At 72.6% G+C, this 14,701-nt stretch carries 15 protein-coding genes; 7 read left to right on the top strand and 8 right to left on the bottom strand.

All coding sequences use genetic code 11. The features are described 5' to 3' along the window. Positions 1 to 178 precede the first annotated feature (178 nt). The gene (locus ACGFYN_RS28380; protein ID WP_393868718.1) at positions 179 to 361 is read left to right on the top strand and encodes a hypothetical protein; all 183 of its coding nucleotides are present in this window, start codon (positions 179 to 181) and stop codon (positions 359 to 361) included. Positions 362 to 435: 74 nt separating this feature from the next. Here the strand turns inward: ACGFYN_RS28380 and ACGFYN_RS28385 are convergent, their stop codons facing one another. Next, positions 436 to 2,004, bottom strand: coding sequence for a FadD3 family acyl-CoA ligase (locus tag ACGFYN_RS28385; protein ID WP_393868719.1), 1,569 nt, complete (start codon positions 2,002 to 2,004; stop codon positions 436 to 438). Positions 2,005 to 2,099: 95 nt separating this feature from the next. Between ACGFYN_RS28385 and ACGFYN_RS28390 the strand changes: the two genes are divergently transcribed. The 3 genes from ACGFYN_RS28390 to ACGFYN_RS28400 are packed head-to-tail and all read left to right on the top strand — an operon-like array spanning position 2,100 to position 4,453. Then, positions 2,100 to 3,257 (top strand): lipid-transfer protein, encoded by a 1,158-nt coding sequence (locus ACGFYN_RS28390; protein WP_393868720.1) that lies wholly within the window; start codon positions 2,100 to 2,102, stop codon positions 3,255 to 3,257. A gap of 6 nt (positions 3,258 to 3,263) precedes the next feature. Beyond that, entirely contained in the window at positions 3,264 to 3,680 is a 417-nt protein-coding gene (locus ACGFYN_RS28395) for a Zn-ribbon domain-containing OB-fold protein (protein WP_393868721.1), read from the top strand. After that, entirely contained in the window at positions 3,677 to 4,453 is a 777-nt protein-coding gene (locus ACGFYN_RS28400) for an enoyl-CoA hydratase/isomerase family protein (RefSeq protein WP_393868722.1), read from the top strand. Before ACGFYN_RS28395 ends, ACGFYN_RS28400 begins: the two co-directional genes overlap by 4 nt. Before the next feature lie 2 nt (positions 4,454 to 4,455). Here ACGFYN_RS28400 and ACGFYN_RS28405 read toward each other — a convergent pair whose 3' ends face one another. The 3 genes from ACGFYN_RS28405 to ACGFYN_RS28415 form a co-directional block, all read right to left on the bottom strand. After that, a complete protein-coding gene (locus tag ACGFYN_RS28405) occupies positions 4,456 to 4,983 on the bottom strand; it encodes a hypothetical protein (RefSeq protein WP_393868723.1) in 528 nt (175 codons plus the stop codon). Between the two features lie 134 nt (positions 4,984 to 5,117). Then, positions 5,118 to 7,463 carry a PQQ-binding-like beta-propeller repeat protein gene (locus ACGFYN_RS28410; RefSeq protein WP_393868724.1) on the bottom strand — a complete coding sequence of 782 codons (2,346 nt, stop codon included), beginning with the start codon at positions 7,461 to 7,463 and terminating at the stop codon, positions 5,118 to 5,120. A gap of 170 nt (positions 7,464 to 7,633) precedes the next feature. Then, positions 7,634 to 8,380, bottom strand: a complete 747-nt coding sequence (locus ACGFYN_RS28415) for a VOC family protein (RefSeq protein WP_393868725.1) — start codon at positions 8,378 to 8,380, stop codon at positions 7,634 to 7,636. A gap of 134 nt (positions 8,381 to 8,514) precedes the next feature. On the opposite strand from ACGFYN_RS28415, the gene ACGFYN_RS28420 reads away from it, so the two are divergent. Beyond that, positions 8,515 to 9,150 carry a TetR family transcriptional regulator gene (locus ACGFYN_RS28420; protein ID WP_393868888.1) on the top strand — a complete coding sequence of 212 codons (636 nt, stop codon included), beginning with the start codon at positions 8,515 to 8,517 and terminating at the stop codon, positions 9,148 to 9,150. A gap of 78 nt (positions 9,151 to 9,228) precedes the next feature. Here ACGFYN_RS28420 and ACGFYN_RS28425 read toward each other — a convergent pair whose 3' ends face one another. Next, on the bottom strand, positions 9,229 to 9,696 hold the full coding sequence (locus ACGFYN_RS28425; RefSeq protein WP_393868726.1) for an Lrp/AsnC family transcriptional regulator: 468 nt from the start codon (positions 9,694 to 9,696) through the stop codon (positions 9,229 to 9,231). A gap of 82 nt (positions 9,697 to 9,778) precedes the next feature. Here ACGFYN_RS28425 and ACGFYN_RS28430 point away from each other — a divergent pair, with 82 nt between their 5' ends. Further along, the gene (locus ACGFYN_RS28430) at positions 9,779 to 10,387 is read left to right on the top strand and encodes a LysE family translocator (protein ID WP_393868727.1); all 609 of its coding nucleotides are present in this window, start codon (positions 9,779 to 9,781) and stop codon (positions 10,385 to 10,387) included. Here the strand turns inward: ACGFYN_RS28430 and ACGFYN_RS28435 are convergent. Together ACGFYN_RS28435 and ACGFYN_RS28440 are read right to left on the bottom strand one after the other, a co-directional pair. Then, complete coding sequence (locus ACGFYN_RS28435; protein ID WP_393868728.1) at positions 10,382 to 10,855, bottom strand: nitroreductase/quinone reductase family protein; 474 nt, start codon at positions 10,853 to 10,855, stop codon at positions 10,382 to 10,384. The two genes, ACGFYN_RS28430 and ACGFYN_RS28435, sit on opposite strands and share 6 nt — an antisense overlap. Continuing rightward, entirely contained in the window at positions 10,852 to 12,036 is a 1,185-nt protein-coding gene (locus ACGFYN_RS28440; protein WP_393868889.1) for an acyl-CoA dehydrogenase family protein, read from the bottom strand. Before ACGFYN_RS28440 ends, ACGFYN_RS28435 begins: the two co-directional genes overlap by 4 nt. An 83-nt stretch (positions 12,037 to 12,119) precedes the next feature. Between ACGFYN_RS28440 and ACGFYN_RS28445 the strand changes: the two genes are divergently transcribed. After that, positions 12,120 to 13,289, top strand: a complete 1,170-nt coding sequence (locus ACGFYN_RS28445) for an acetyl-CoA acetyltransferase (RefSeq protein WP_393868729.1) — start codon at positions 12,120 to 12,122, stop codon at positions 13,287 to 13,289. 11 nt (positions 13,290 to 13,300) lie between these two features. Here the strand turns inward: ACGFYN_RS28445 and ACGFYN_RS28450 are convergent, their stop codons facing one another. Then, positions 13,301 to 14,635, bottom strand: a complete 1,335-nt coding sequence (locus ACGFYN_RS28450) for a hypothetical protein (RefSeq protein WP_393868730.1) — start codon at positions 14,633 to 14,635, stop codon at positions 13,301 to 13,303. Positions 14,636 to 14,701 lie beyond the last annotated feature (66 nt).

Here is a 14,701-nt window from a genome sequence, read left to right on the forward strand (position 1 = left end):
CATGCTGGGCGCAGTCGATCCGTCGCGTCGGGGGGCAGACGGGTCACTGCTGAGGGGCCTCCACCAGGCAACTGGTGTGAGCGCCCACGAAGGGCCCGTCCGGCCGCCCTCGGGGGAGTGACCGGGCGGGCCCTGCCGATCCATCCATGTGATCCGTCCCGAAGGGGAGTTGACGACCATGAGCGACAAGCTCAAGCCGGCCGATCTGCACGCCACCGGCACCACCGACGGCGAGGTGACGACCCAGGACCTGCACGCCACGGACGAGCCCGTGACGACGGACGACCTGCACGCCACCGACGAGCCCGTCGAGACCAAGGACCTGCACGCCACCTCGGAGCCGTTCAAGCCGGCCGAGTAGGGCTCCCCGCAAGGGGATCGGCCGCGGCGGCGCGGAGGGGAGCCGCCGCGGCCGTTGCACGTCCGCAGCGCGGCCTAGCGCGCACGGCCGCGCAGCTCCCCCTTGACCACCTTGCCGCTCGCGTTGCGCGGCAGCTCCGCGAGGAACTCCACCTGCCGCGGCACCTTGTAGTTGGCCATCTCCCGCCGGGCCCAGGCGATCAGGTCGTCGCCGGTGAGCACCGAGCCGGCCCGTCTGACGACGTAGGCCCTGCCGACCTCGCCCAGCCGCGGGTCCGGTACGCCGACGACCGCGACGTCCGCCACCGCCGGGTGCAGGCCGAGCAGTTGCTCTATCTCCGCCGGGTAGGCGTTGAAGCCGCCGACGATGAACATGTCCTTGATGCGGTCGGTGATGCGCAGGTTGCCGTCCGCGTCCAGCACGCCCACGTCCCCGGTGCGCAGCCAGCCGTCCTCCGTCAGTGTCCGCTCCGTGGCCGCCGCGTCCTCGTAGTAGCCGCGCATGACGTTGAAGCCGCGCACCAGGACCTCGCCGGGCCGCCCGTCCGGCGCCTCCACCCGCACCTCCGTGCCCGGGATCGCCCGCCCGGACGTCGAGGCGATGACCGCCGGGGAGTCGCCGCGCCGGCACATCGTCACGATCCCGCTGGCCTCCGAGAGGCCGTACGCCGTCAGGACCGTCTCCACGCCCAGCTCCCCGCGCAGCCGCTCCACCAGTTGCAGGGGCACCACCGCGGCGCCCGTCACCACCAGCCGCAGCGCCGAGAGGTCGTGGGTGTCACGGGCGGGATGGTCCAGCAGGGACTGGTGCAGGGTCGGCGGGCCCGGCAGCACCGACACCCGTTCCGAGGCGATGTTCGCCAGCACGGTGTCGATGTCGAAGACCGGCTGGGGGATCATCGTCGCCCCGCGCATCAGACAGGCCAGCACGCCGGCCTTGTAGCCGAAGGTGTGGAAGAAGGGGTTCACGATCAGATAGCGGTCGCCCCGCCTGAGTCCGGCGAGGTCGCACCAGATCTCGTATGCCCTGAGCGTCTGCGCGTGCGTGATCACCGCACCCTTGGGGCGGCCCGTCGTGCCGGAGGTGAAGACGATGTCCGACGGCAGGGACCCGTCCACGGCCGCCTCGCGCGCCCGCACCTCGGCCCCGCTCACCCCGTCACCGCCGGCCAGGAAGTCCTTCCAGGTGCGGAAGTCCGCGGGCGCGTCGTCGGACAGCACCACCACCTGCTCCAGGTCGGGCAGCCCCGGTCCCTTGGCGATCTCCCGCCGCAGCGACGCCACGTACGACGTCCCCAGGAACGTGCCGGTCACGAACAGCAGCCGCGCCCCGCTGCGCCGCAGCACGTCGGCCGCCTCACCGCCCTTGAAGCGGGTGTTCAGCGGCACCAGCACCGCCCCGGCCGACACCGCGCCGAGCGCCGCCACGATCCAGTCCAGCGAGTTCGGGGCCCAGAGGGCGACCCGGTCGCCGGGCGCGACCCCGCCCGCCATGCAGGCTGCCGCCGACCGCTCGACGCGGGCGCCGAGTTCGGCGTACGAGACCCGTGTCCGTCCGTCCACCACCGCCTCGACGTCCGCGTACCGGCCGGCCGCGGACCGGACCAGCTCCGGGATGCTCCCCCACTCCAAGTCACCGCGCACCACGACCTCCAGACCCACTAGCTGACTACCCGTCAGATTAGCTGTAGCCTGACGCCCTGTCAGCAGCCGCTTCAGCATGCGGAGGTGCGCGCAGCATGTCGTCAGGCATCGGCCTCAAGGACGCCACCGCGATCGTCGGAATAGGTCAGACACCCTTCGCCAAGAACCTTCCGGACGACGAGAGAACCCTGGCCTGCCGGGCCGTTCTCGCCGCCCTCGACGACGCGGGCATCGATCCCGGCGAGGTCGACGCCCTCGCCTCGTACACCATGGAGGAGACGGACGAGGTCGAACTGGCGAAGGCCGTCGGCTTCGGCGACCTCACCTTCTTCAGCAAGGTCGGGTACGGCGGCGGCGGTTCGTGCGCCACCGTCGCGCACCTGGCCACCGCCATCGCCACCGGACAGGCGGGCGTCGGCGTCGCCTGGCGCTCCCGCAAGCGCGGCAGCGGACCCCGGCCCTGGCGCAACACCACCGTCCAACTGCCCACGCCCGCCCAGTGGACGCGGCCGTTCGGCCTGCTGCGGCCGGTCGACGAGATCGCCATGCTCGCCCGCCGCTACATGCACGAGTTCGGCGCCACCCGCGACCATCTCTTCAACGTCGCCCTCGCCTGCCGCAACCGGGCCAACCAGAACCCCGGCGCGATCATGTACGAGCGGCCCCTGACCCGCGAGATGTACATGACCTCCCGCTGGATCAGCGAGCCGCTGTGCCTCTTCGACAACTGCCTGGAGACGGACGGCGCGCTGGCGTGCGTGATCGTCTCCGCGGAACGGGCGCGCGACTGCCGCCGCACCCCCGTCTACGTCCACTCCGCCGCGCAGGGCCTGCCCGCCCAGCACCACGGCATGGTCAACTACTGGAACGACGACCCGCTCACCGGCCCCGCCTGGGCCGCCGCCCGGCACCTGTGGAAGCACGCCGACTTCACGCCCGAGGACGTGGACGTCGCCCAGATCTACGACGCGTTCACGGCGCTCATACCGCTCTCCCTGGAGGGCTACGGCTTCTGCGGCCGGGGCGAGGGCGGCGCGTTCACCGAGCAGGGCGCCCTGGAGATCGGCGGCCGGCTGCCGATGAACACCGGGGGCGGCGGGCTCAGCGAGGCGTACGTCCACGGCTTCAACCTCATCAACGAGGGCGTCAAGCAGCTCCGCGGCACCAGCACCGCGCAGGTCCCCGGCGCCGCCACCTGCCTCGTCACCGCCGGTGAGGGCGTCCCCACCTCCGCGCTGCTCCTGAGGAGTTGATCCACGGTGCTCTCCCCCGTCACCGACACCGACGGCGCCCCCTTCTGGGGCTATGCGCGCCAGGGCGAACTCCGCGTCCAGGCCTGCACCCCCTGCGGCGAGCTGCGCTTCCCGCCCCGCCCCTGCTGCCCGCACTGCCACTCCTTCGAGAGCGGGTGGCGCAGGCTCTGCGGCCACGGCCGCATCTGGTCCTACGTCGTCCCGCACCCGCCCCTGCTGCCCGACTACGCCGAGCAGGCGCCGTACAACGTCGTCGTCGTCGAGCTCGTCGAGGCACCGCGAATCCGGCTGGTCGGCAACCTGGTCGCCGAGGCGGGCGCGCGCCTCGACTCCGTGCCGCCCGAGCGCATCCGGATCGGCGCCAGGGTGCAGGTCGTGTTCGGCGCGGACGGGCTGCCGCAGTGGGTCCTGGAGCGCGCATGACGACGGCCGTGCGGCTCACCGCCGACAAGGACACCGGCGTCGCGGTCGTCACCCTCGACCGTCCGGACCGGCTGAACGCCGTCGACCTCACCATGCGGGACGAACTGTGCGAGGTCTGGCGGGAGTTGCGGTTCGACGACTCCGTGCGGGCCGTCGTCCTGACCGGGGCGGGCGAGCGGGCCTTCTGCACCGGCCTCGACCGGGACGCCGTCGTACCGCAGCCCGGCTCCCCCTACATGGCGGACGATCCGCTCCTGCGCGTCGGCCCGAAGTCCAACGACCTCTGGAAACCGGTGATCGCCGCCGTACACGGCATGGCCTGCGGGGGCGCCTTCTACCTGCTCGGCGAGTGCGACTTCCTCGTCGCCGACACCACCTCGTCCTTCTTCGACCCGCACACCAGCTACGGCATGGTCAGCGCCTACGAGTCCGTCCTGATGGCCCTGCGGATGCCATACGGGGAGGCCGCCCGGATGATGCTCATGGGCACGGCCGAGCGGATCTCCGCACAACGTGCCCACGACATCGGCCTCGTCTCCGAACTCACCGGGCCCGGCGAGGCGTTGGCGGCGGCGACGTCCTGCGCCGCGGTGATCGCCGGATACCCGGGCGAGGGCGTGCAGGGCACCGTACGGGCCCTGTGGGCCGCCAGGGAGCAGGCGGTCGCGGCCGGGTTCGCCCAGGCGCCCCACCTGATCGCGCTGGGCAATCTGCCGGCCGAACGGCAGGCGGAGCTGTTCACCGCGCGGCGGACGGCGTTCCGCACGCGCTGACGTCAGCTCACCGGCGGGGCCAGGTCGTCCAGGTCGCAGTGGTCGACGCGGGCGGCGCTGCCGCTCACGTACTCGCGCACCGCCACCGTCCCACCCGCCGGCACGTCCACCTGGTCCAGCCGGGTGTCGACGTCGCCGCCGTCGGCATCCTTGAAGGTCACGTCGACCGAGAAGGTGCCCGAGGTGCCGTTCGGGTTGGTGACCTCGACGACCGCGTACGGCTCCTTGACGGTCGCGCAGCTCACCAGCCTGGTGGTCGCGTCCTGGAGCGACGACGCGGTGGGCGTGGCGGAGACTCCCGAACCGCCGGAGCCGGTGCTGCCGTAGTCGTCGTCATCGTCGTAGTAGGTGTGCCGGTGCGACGTCGAGCTGTCGTGGTCCTGCGAGGAGCTGCTGCAGCCGCCCCCGCCGCTCCCGTGACTCTTGCCGATGCCGTGGTGACCGTGGCTGTGTCCGGTGAACCCGGTCAGCGAGAGGACCACGAATCCCAGTACCGCCGTGAACTTGAGCCTGCGCCCCCGTAGATGCATGCCGAGACACTATCGATCACCTGTCACGACCATGTCACCGCGTGGCATCCGTCGCGTACCCGGCGTAGCGTCTGCCTGGACGGCCGCCGTATGGACCCTTCCGTGAACCCGTTCGACGGCCGTCCCCGAACTGCCTATGTGGTGCGGGCCGTCCCGGTGCCCTTCTCCGCGTCCAGCGCGTACACGCAGCGGTCCTTGCTGCAGGCGTACACGACGCCGTCCCTGACCACCGGCGAGCCGGTGATCTCGCCGCCGGTCGCGAGCTTCCAGCGCAGCCGCCCGTCGTCAGCCTTCAGCGTGTAGAGCAGATGGTCGGTCGAGCCGAAGTGGATACGGCCCTCGGCGACCGCCGGGGCGCCCACGATGTCGCCGCCCGACTGGAAGCGCCACTTGGGCGTGCCGGTGACCGCGTCCAGGGTGTACAGCCCCTTGCCGCTGCCCACGTGCACATGGCCCGCCGCCACCAGGACCGGCTCGGTCGACGCCCGGGACTCGGTGGCGATGCGCCAGCGGTCGCGGCCGTCGGTGGCGTCCAGGGCGTAGACCGTGCCGAGGTAGTCGGCGAGATAGATGCCGCCGCCGGTCACGGCGGGGCCCGGCGCGAAGGTGGGCGGGCTGAGGAAGACCGCCGGGGCCTCGAAGTGCCACCGCACCCGGCCGCTCGCCACGTCGATCGCCAGGACCCGGCTGCCGGCGCAGACGTACACATGACCGTCCGGCGCGTAGGTCACCCGCAGCGGCACCCCGCCGCACGAGGCCGCGTCGCCGATCGGGTACGACCAGCGCTCGTCGCCCGTACGGGCGTCCAGGGCGCGCAACCGGGCGTCCTGCCACACGTAGACGGTGCCGTCGTGCACGGCGGGTCCGGCCTCGGGCGACTCGAAGTCCGTCTGGGCGCCGGTGAGCTCCCACAGCTTCTGGCCGCCGGACGCCTCCCAGCCCTGGACGCCGCCGCCGCGTGTGCCGGTGACGACCGTGCCCCGGTCGGCCTGGAGCGAGTAGACCCACGCGTCGGTGGACAGCCGCCACAGGTCCGCGCCCTCGCGGCAGTCCAGGGCGAACAGGGTGGGCCCGTCGGAGGCGTGGATCCGGCCGTCCGCGATCGCCATCGACCAGGCCACGTCGCGGGTCTTGAAGCGCCGGCGGCCGGTGGCCACGTCCAGGGCGTGCACCTCGAAGGAGGTGACGTAGACCAGGTCGCCGGCGACCGAGGGAGTGCCCCACACGTCGTTCGACATGCGGAAGCGCCAGGGGCGCCAGCCCGCGGGTGCCTCGGGGGGCGAGGACGCCAGCGCCGTGGGCACGACGGGGTCGGCGCCGTTGACGCCGGGGCGCGGTTTGGACCAGGCGCCGGCCAGCGCCGCCTCGGGCGGAGGCGCCTTCACGGCGGCGGCACGCACGTCGGAGACCCGGGGCCCGGGGCCGATGGGCACCTGGGCGCCGGCCAGCCGGACCGGACCGGTGTCGGGGGCGCCGACGGGCACCGGCACCACCGGGTCGTGCGAGGGCAGGGGCGGCACGCCGCCGGGCCGCGCGCCGCCTCCGCTGCGGCCGCCGCCCTGGCTGCCGGGCTTGACCGCCGGGCGGCCGTTGCGCCGCCCCTCGATGAGAGCGACCGCCTTCTCCGGCAGCCAGGCCGAGGCCGTACCGCTGTCGTCGGAGCCCGAGCCGAAGAGGTGGGGGGCGAGCTGGGCCTGGAGGTCGGCCGGGTTGGGGCGGCCCGTGGCCTCCATCTGCATACAGGACTCGATCAGCGGGCGCAGCTCGTCGGGCAGGCCCTCCAGGTCCGGGCCCTCCCTGAGCAGCATGAAGACGGTCTCGACCGGGTTGGCGCCGTGGAAGGGCGGGTGCCCGGTCGCGGCGAAGACCAGCATCGAGCCGAGCGAGAAGACATCGCTCGCGCCGGTCACGCTGCGCGAGTCCTTGGCCTGTTCCGGGGACATGTAGGCGGGCGTGCCCACCGCCACGTTCGTCATCGTCAGACGCGTGTTCGAGACGCCGGACGCGATACCGAAGTCGATGACCCGGGGGCCGTCCTCCACGACGAGCACGTTCGACGGCTTGAGGTCCCGGTGCACGAGTCCGGCGCCGTGGATCGACTGCAGCGCCTCGGCGACTCCGGCCGCCAGCCAGCGCACGGCCTGGGCCGGGAGCGGCCCGCAGTCGTTCACTATTTCCTCGAGGGAGGGCGCGGGGACGTAGGCGGTGGCCAGCCACGGCACGGCCGCACGGGCGTCGGCGTCGACCACGGCCGCCGTGTAGAAGCCGGAGACCGCGCGGGCGGCCTCGACCTCGCGCGAGAAGCGGACGCGGAACAGCTGGTCCTCGGCGAGCTCCGTACGGACGGTCTTGATCGCCACGCGCCGGCCGGACGCCGAGCGCGCGAGATAGACCAGCCCCATGCCGCCGGCACCGAGCCGTCCCAGCACCTCGAACGGACCGATACGCCGCGGATCGTGCTGTGTCAGCTGATCCACCACTTGCCTGCCACCTCCCCGTCCGGGCCGCGCCGCCCACCTTTGCACGCGACCCCGTGCAGCGTCTCACCACCGCACCGCCATGGCGGCACGCACCCCGATTCTTCCTGCTACCGGGCACTGGTTGCGAACCCGGGGTCGAGTCGGGATGCCTCACCCCAAATCGGTACGTTTCATCGCTCGGTCTGGTTCAGTCGTTCCAGTACGGCGAACGACGCCCCCTGATTGTCGGTGACGAGAGCCACCCTTCCGTACGACGTCTCGAATGGTGGCGCCTGGATCCGTCCGCCGAGACGGCTCACCGTATCGAGAACGGCCTCGCAGTCGTCGACGCCGAAGTGGACCAGGAAGTGCGGCGGCATCTCGGCCGGGAAGACGTCCGAGACGGGCGCCCGTCCGAAGTCGGGCTTGGCGTCCGGCCCGAACAGGGCCTCGTGGAAGAGCTCGCCGTAGAAGACGTTGGCGGCCTCGGTGTCGCGGGCGTAGAGCTCGGCCCAGGCGAAGCTGCCGGTCCCGTGCCGCTTGCCGAAGCCCGGATGGCCGGCCGGCTCCCAGAGGCCGAAGACGGCACCCTCGGGGTCGGTGACCAGCGCGGCCGTGCCCAGGTCCGCCAGCGGCATGGGCGCCGTCACGACCTGTCCGCCGGCGGCGTGGATCCGATCGGCCAGCCCCTCGGCGTCCGGCGTCGCGAAGTACACCGTCCACACGGTCGGCAGCCGCCCGTCCGTCTTGCGCGCGAGCCCGGCCACCGCCTCCCCCTCGTGCCGGGCCCAGCAGGAGCCGGGCACCTCGGGCCGGTCCTCGAAGGTCCACCCGAAGAGCTCACCGTAGAACCGCCTGCCCGCCTCCACATCGGAGAGCTGCGCGTCCACCCAGCACGGAACGCCCTCTGTGTACGCGGCTGCCCTGTTTTCGGCCATAGCGCCAAAGTAGCGGCGGCCCACTCGGCCCGCAGACCAGGCACACCCGCCTCTGCGTACTCATGCACCCCATTTGCAGTCGGCCGAATCGCGCTCCGATCACCCCTCGGTAAGCTGACGACATGACAGGACAAGTGCGTACCGTCGACGGCCGCGTGGCCGGCCGGCGTGGGCAGGCGACCCGGCAGAAGCTGCTCGACTGCCTCAGCGAGATGCTCAGCTCCTCCCCTTATCGGGACGTCAAAGTCATCGATGTCGCCCGGAAGGCGGGCACTTCGCCCGCGACCTTCTACCAGTACTTCCCGGACGTCGAGGGCGCCGTCCTGGAGATCGCCGAGCAAATGGCCACCGAGGGCGCCGGGTTGACCGAGCTGCTCGAGGACCGGTCGTGGGTCGGCAAGGCCGGCTGGCAGACCGCGCAGGAACTCGTCGACGGTTTCCTGGAGTTCTGGCGCAAGAACGACGCGATCCTGCGCGTGGTCGACCTCGGTGCGGCCGAGGGCGACAAGCGCTTCTACAAGATCCGCATGAAGATCCTGAACTCCGTGAACAACTCCCTCGCGGATTCGGTCGCCGAACTCCAGTCCAAGGGACGCGTCGACAAGGACGTGAACCCGGCGGCGGTGGCCGGTTCACTGGTCGCGATGCTCGCGGCCGTCGCCTCGCACCAGAAGGGCTTCCAGACCTGGGGCGTCAAGCAGGCCGAACTCAAGCCGAACCTGGCCCTGTTGGTGCACCTGGGCGTGACCGGCAAGAAGCCGACGAAGTAGCGGAACGCCCCCTTTTTCCAGTATCCAGGCCCCCCAAGTCCTGTCTGGCAGGCGGTGGTTCACGGTCGAATCCGTGGGTCACCGCCTGTTGTGCTGTGCGGGCAGCGGCCGGTCCTTGACCACGTGCTTCATCACCAGCGTGGAGGTGAGCCGCTGCACCCCGGGCAGCGTGGCCAGCCGCTCGTCGTACAGCCGCTGGTAGCCCGCGAGGTCGGCGGCGACGACCCGCAGCAGATAGTCCGGCTCCCCGAACAGCCGCTGCGCCTCCAGCACCTCGTCCACCTCGCCGAGCGCCCGCTCGAACTCGGCGACCGTCTCCCGGTCCTCCTGCCGCATGGAGACGAAGACCAGCGCCTCGAAGTTCAGCCCGAGGGCCGCGGGCTCGACGACGGCGCGGTATCCGCTGATGGCTCCCGACCGCTCCAGCTCGCGCAGCCGCCGGTGGCACGGCGAGACGCTGAGCCGTACCCGCCCGGCCAGCTCGGTCACGGTTAGCCGGCCGTCCTGCTGGAGTTCTGCAAGGATTTCCCTGTCCACGTCGTCCATGGAGCAGATTTTTCCACCGATCACGCGATCATGGGCAAACTTCGGGAACACTTTCGGGCTGTTCGCGCCTAATGTCCCCCTCATGACTTCGGGAACCCTGCTCTCCTTCCTCGCCCTCGACCTGCTCCTGGTGTGCGTGCCGGGCGCCGACTGGGCGTATGTGATCGCGGCCGGGGTGCGCGGCCGGTCCGTGCCGCGGGCGGTGGCGGGTCTGGTCGGCGGGTACGCGCTGCACACCGCGCTCGCGGTCGCCGGTCTCGCCGTCCTGGTCGCGAGCTCGCCCGGGCTCCTCACGGCGCTGACGGTCGTGGGGGCCGGCTACCTGGTGTGGCTGGGCTGGAGCGTGCTGCGCCGTCCGGCGGCACCGGCGGCGGCCGGCGAGACGCACTCCGGCGGCCTCTTCCTGCGCGGCGCCGCGATCAGCGGCCTCAACCCCAAGGGCCTGCTGCTCTACCTCTCCGTGATGCCCCAGTTCCTGGTCACCCGGGGAGCGCACCCGCCCGTCGCCGCCCAGACGGCCCTGCTGGGTCTGCTGCACATGGCGTGCTGTGCCGCCGTCTATCTGACCGTCGGCGTCACGTCCCGCGCCCTGCTGGCCGCCCGCCCCACCGCGGCCCGCGCGGTCGGCCGCACCTCGGGGGCGGCGATGCTCGGCATCGGCGCGCTCCTGCTGGCGCAGCACGCGCTATGACGGCCGCCGCGTGAGCCGGAAGACGCGCAGCTCCCGCTCCACCCGCTCCTGATAGGTCGCGTACGGCGGCCAGAAGGCGAGCAGCCTCTTCCAGACCGCGGCCCGCTCCTCCGTCTCCAGCAGCCGGGCACGGACGGGGATGTCCGTGCCCTTCCAGTTGACCTCGGCGTCGGGGTGAGCGAGGAGGTTGTGGGTCCAGGCCGGGTGCTCCGTACGGCCGTAGTTCGACCCGACGAGGAGCCAGCCGCCGTCCTCCTCGGGCATGCACGCGAGCGGCGTACGCCTCTGCAGCCCGCTCTTCGCCCCGGTCGAGGTCAGGATCACGCCCGGCAGCATCTGGGCGCTGAGCAGCACCTTGCCGCGGGTGAGGCGGTGGACGGCTCGGTCAAGCGCCGGGACGACGTGCGGGGCCACCTTGAGAAAGCCCCGCGCGGACGCCATCCGCTGCACCGCGCGCTCGCCGATCACACCGTCACCTCCCGACCCTCGAAGAGCCGCGCCGCGTCCGCGGCGTGCGCCCGCAGCCGGTGCACCGGCCCGAGGAGCAGGTCGTCGCCGGCGGCTCGCTTGAAGTACAGGTGGGCCTCGTGCTCCCAGGTGAACCCGATGCCGCCGTGCAGCTGGATCCCCTCGGCCGCCGCGGTGCGCAGGGCCTCCAGCGCCTGCGCGAAGGCGAGCCCGCCCACCCGCTCGTCGTGGGCGGTCGCCCAGGCGGCGTAGTAGGCGGCCGACCGCGCCGCCTGCACCCGCACATACACGTCGGCCAGCCGGTGCTTGACCGCCTGGAAGGACCCGATCGGCCGCCCGAACTGTTCCCGCTGCCGCACGTACTCCACGGTCCGCTCCAGCGCCCGGTCGGCCGCGCCGACGGCCTCGCAGGCCAGGACGGCGGCGGCCGTGTCCCCGGCACGGGCGAGCGCCGCGAGCACGTCGGCACCGTCCTCTCCCAGCAACTCGCCTTCCACATCCCGTAGTTGCACACTCGCCTGGGACCGGGTGGCGTCCAGCGCGGTCTGCCGTGTCCGTACGACTCCCTCCGCGTCCCCCGGCACGAGGAAGAGCAGGGTCCGCGAGCGGGCGAAGCCCCCGGTGTGCGCGGCGACCAGCAGCAGGTGCGCACTGTGCCCGTCGAGCACCTGCTCGGCCTGTCCGTAAAGTCGCCACCCCTCCCCCGCGCGCCGGGCCTGCACGCCCCCGGCCCGTCCGCCGCCCGCCCACTCCCCGCCGTTGTCGCCGGTCAGGGCGAGGGCGGTGGCGAGCGCGGTGCCGGGTACCGCGAGCGTGGCCGTGAGGGCGCCCGAGGCCAGCCGGGGCAGCAGCGCGGCGCGCTGGGCGTCGGCGCCGAGGGCGAGGACCAGGGGCGCGGCGAGAACGGTGGTCGCGAGGAACGGGGAGGGGGCGAGCGCGCGGCCCGTCTCCTCGGCCGCCAGGGCGAGTTCGGTGACCGAGCAGCCGACGCCGCCGTACGCCTCCGGCAGGGCGAGTCCGGGCAGGCCGAGCCGGTCGGCGAGGGCCGCCCACAGGGCCGGGTCGTGTCCGGCCGGGGTGTCGAGGGCGGCGCGCAGCTCCTCGGGTCCGCAGCGTTTGTGGAGCAGCTCGCGCAGGGTGCGGCGGATCTCGTCCTGCTCCGCGGTGAAGCCGGCGTCCATGGCCTTCCCCTCTTCCCTACGGATCTGACGGTCCGTCATATTAGGAGGACCGAAGCGATATGCCCAGGGGCAGGAGGCCGTTCATGAGTCGCGGGAGCCGGAATGTCGCCGTGGTCGGTGTGGCCCTCTCGGACTGCGGGCGGGTGGAGGAGGCGACGCCGTACGCCCTGCACGCCCAGGCGGCCCGCCGTGCGCTGGCCGACGCGGGGCTCGGCCGTGAGGTGGTGGACGGCTTCGCCTCCGCCGGGCTCGGCACGCTGGCCCCCGTCGAGGTGGCCGAGTATCTGGGCCTGCGCCCCACCTGGGTCGACTCCACCTCTGTCGGCGGCTCCACCTGGGAGGTCATGGCGGCGCACGCGGCGGACGCGATAGCGGCGGGGCACGCGAACGCCGTGCTCCTGGTCTACGGCTCCACCGCCCGCGCGGACGTCAAGGCGGGCCGGCGCACCGGGAACCTGTCCTTCGGCGCCCGCGGCCCGCTCCAGTTCGAGGTGCCGTACGGCCACACGCTGATCGCCAAGTACGCCATGGCCGCGCGCCGCCACATGATCGAACACGGCACGACGATCGAGCAGTTGGCGGAGGTGGCCGTGCAGACGCGGGCGAACGCCGCCCTCAACCCGGACGCCATGTTCCGCGACCCGGTCACGGTCGACGACGTGCTGTCCGGCCCGATGATCGCCGACCCCTTCACCAAGCTGCACTGCTGCATCCGCTCCGACGGCGGCGCGGCGGCGCTGCTCGCGGCCGAGGAGTACGTACGCGACTGCCGTACGGCGCCCGTCTGGGTGCTCGGCACCGGGGAGCACGTCTCGCACGCCGCGATGTCCGAGTGGCAGGACTTCACGGTCTCCCCGGCGGCGGTGAGCGGGCGGCTGGCGTTCGAGCGGGCGGGTGTGCGGCCCGGGGAGATGGACTTCGCGCAGCTCTACGACGCCTTCACCTACATGACGCTGGTGACCCTGGAGGACCTGGGGTTCTGCGCGAAGGGGGAGGGCGGGGCGTTCGTGGAGAAGGGACGGCTGCGGGTCGAGGGCGGGGAGCTGCCGGTGAACACGGACGGGGGCGGCCTGTCGGCCCAGCACCCCGGGATGCGGGGTCTGTTCCTGCTGGTGGAGGCGGTGCGGCAGCTGCGCGGGGAAGCCGGGGCGCGTCAAGTGCGGGCGCGCGACGGCGAGTTGCCGAGACTGGGCGTGGCGTCCGGCACCGGCGGCTGGTTCTGCTCCTCGGGGACGGTGGTGCTGGGGCGGTGAGAGCCCGGCGGTCAGCCGGTGACGGTCACGGACGCCTGGTCGTTGCTCGCATCGGGATCGTGCCGTCCCGGCCTGCCCCCCGGGGCGGGGGAATCGGAAGGGCCGGAACCCTTGTCCTCCAGCCGCACACTGCCGGTCGCGGGTTCGCCGAGGCGCAGGGTGAACTCGAAGGTGCGGGACTTGCCCGGTTCCAGGCCCTCGACGTCGCAGGTGTACGTGTATCCGTCGTCGGCGCAGTAGGGCTCGCGGTCGCCGTCGTCGATCTCCGTCATGGGCTCCTTGAGGACGGCGGTGCCGGGGGGCGGGCCGAAGACGAGCCGGGTGGAGTAGCCGGGGTTGCCCGGGCCGTTGTTGCGGACGGTGAGGCGGAGCTTGCGGGTGTCACCGGGGTCGCCGTGCAGGTCGGCGCCAAAGACCCGGTAGTCGGCGCCGGCTGCGAGCGGGACGCTGACGAAGTCGCCCGCCTTGGTGAACGTGCCGGAAGGCGTCTTCGTCGCCTCGGCCCGCAGGCGCGGCCCGTCCCCGTGCTCACCCCCGTCGGAGAAGCTCTGGTTCGGGCCCGGCCCTGCCGCCAGCGGCCAGACCAGGCGGTTGAACGATCCGTACATCCTCGTCCCGGAGGCGCGCAGGCGCAGACCGGGCCGGACGATGACGCTCTTCCCCGGCGCGATCGGCACGCCCGGGAAGCTGCACACCGCCTGGCTGCCGTGCTGCAGCTTTGGATAACGGCAGTTGGCGTAGTGCTGCACGAACTCGAGATCGCCGGCGTTGACGACGAGTGCCAGCCCCCGCACGGGCACGTCGCCGGCGTTGCGGACGACCACCGGGGACGTCACCTCGGCGCCGGGGCGAACCCCCTTGTCCGGTACGGGAGTCAGCAGCTCCAGGACCGGCTCCCCCACGACCACCCGGGTGCGCGCGGTCAGCTTCCCGCCGTCCGTCATGACGTACGTCAACCGGAGGTACCCGGTGTCACCGGGCTTGCTGCCCTTCGCCGGGAGCGGGGCGAACACGTCCGTGGTCAGGCCGTTGAGGCTCGCGGCCGGGCCCTCGCAGACGACGTGGGTGGCACTCCCCCGGCAGTTCGTGCTGTCGTCGCGCAGCCGCACGGCGCCCTCCGAGCCCGGCGCGACGTCCACGGTCAGCCGCCGGGCACCCGGCGCATAGGGCCCCGGGCCGTCGACACGCAGAGGGAAGACCTTCTTGCCGCCGTTCGCCGGAACGTAGAAGATCTCGGGTGCGGAGAGGGAGAACGCCTTCTCGTCGCCGGCGCAGGCGGTGAGGCCACCGAGCAGCAGCAGGACACCGGCAAGGACTGCGCTTCTGAAGTGCCGTGTGCGATCCACCGGTTCGTCCCGCCCCTCCCTGGAAGTACTCCGCCGGCCCCGGGCCCAACGTACTGGGCGAACACC

Source organism: Streptomyces sp. NPDC048419 (assembly GCF_043200415.1).
Taxonomy (GTDB): Bacteria; Actinomycetota; Actinomycetes; order Streptomycetales; family Streptomycetaceae; genus Streptomyces.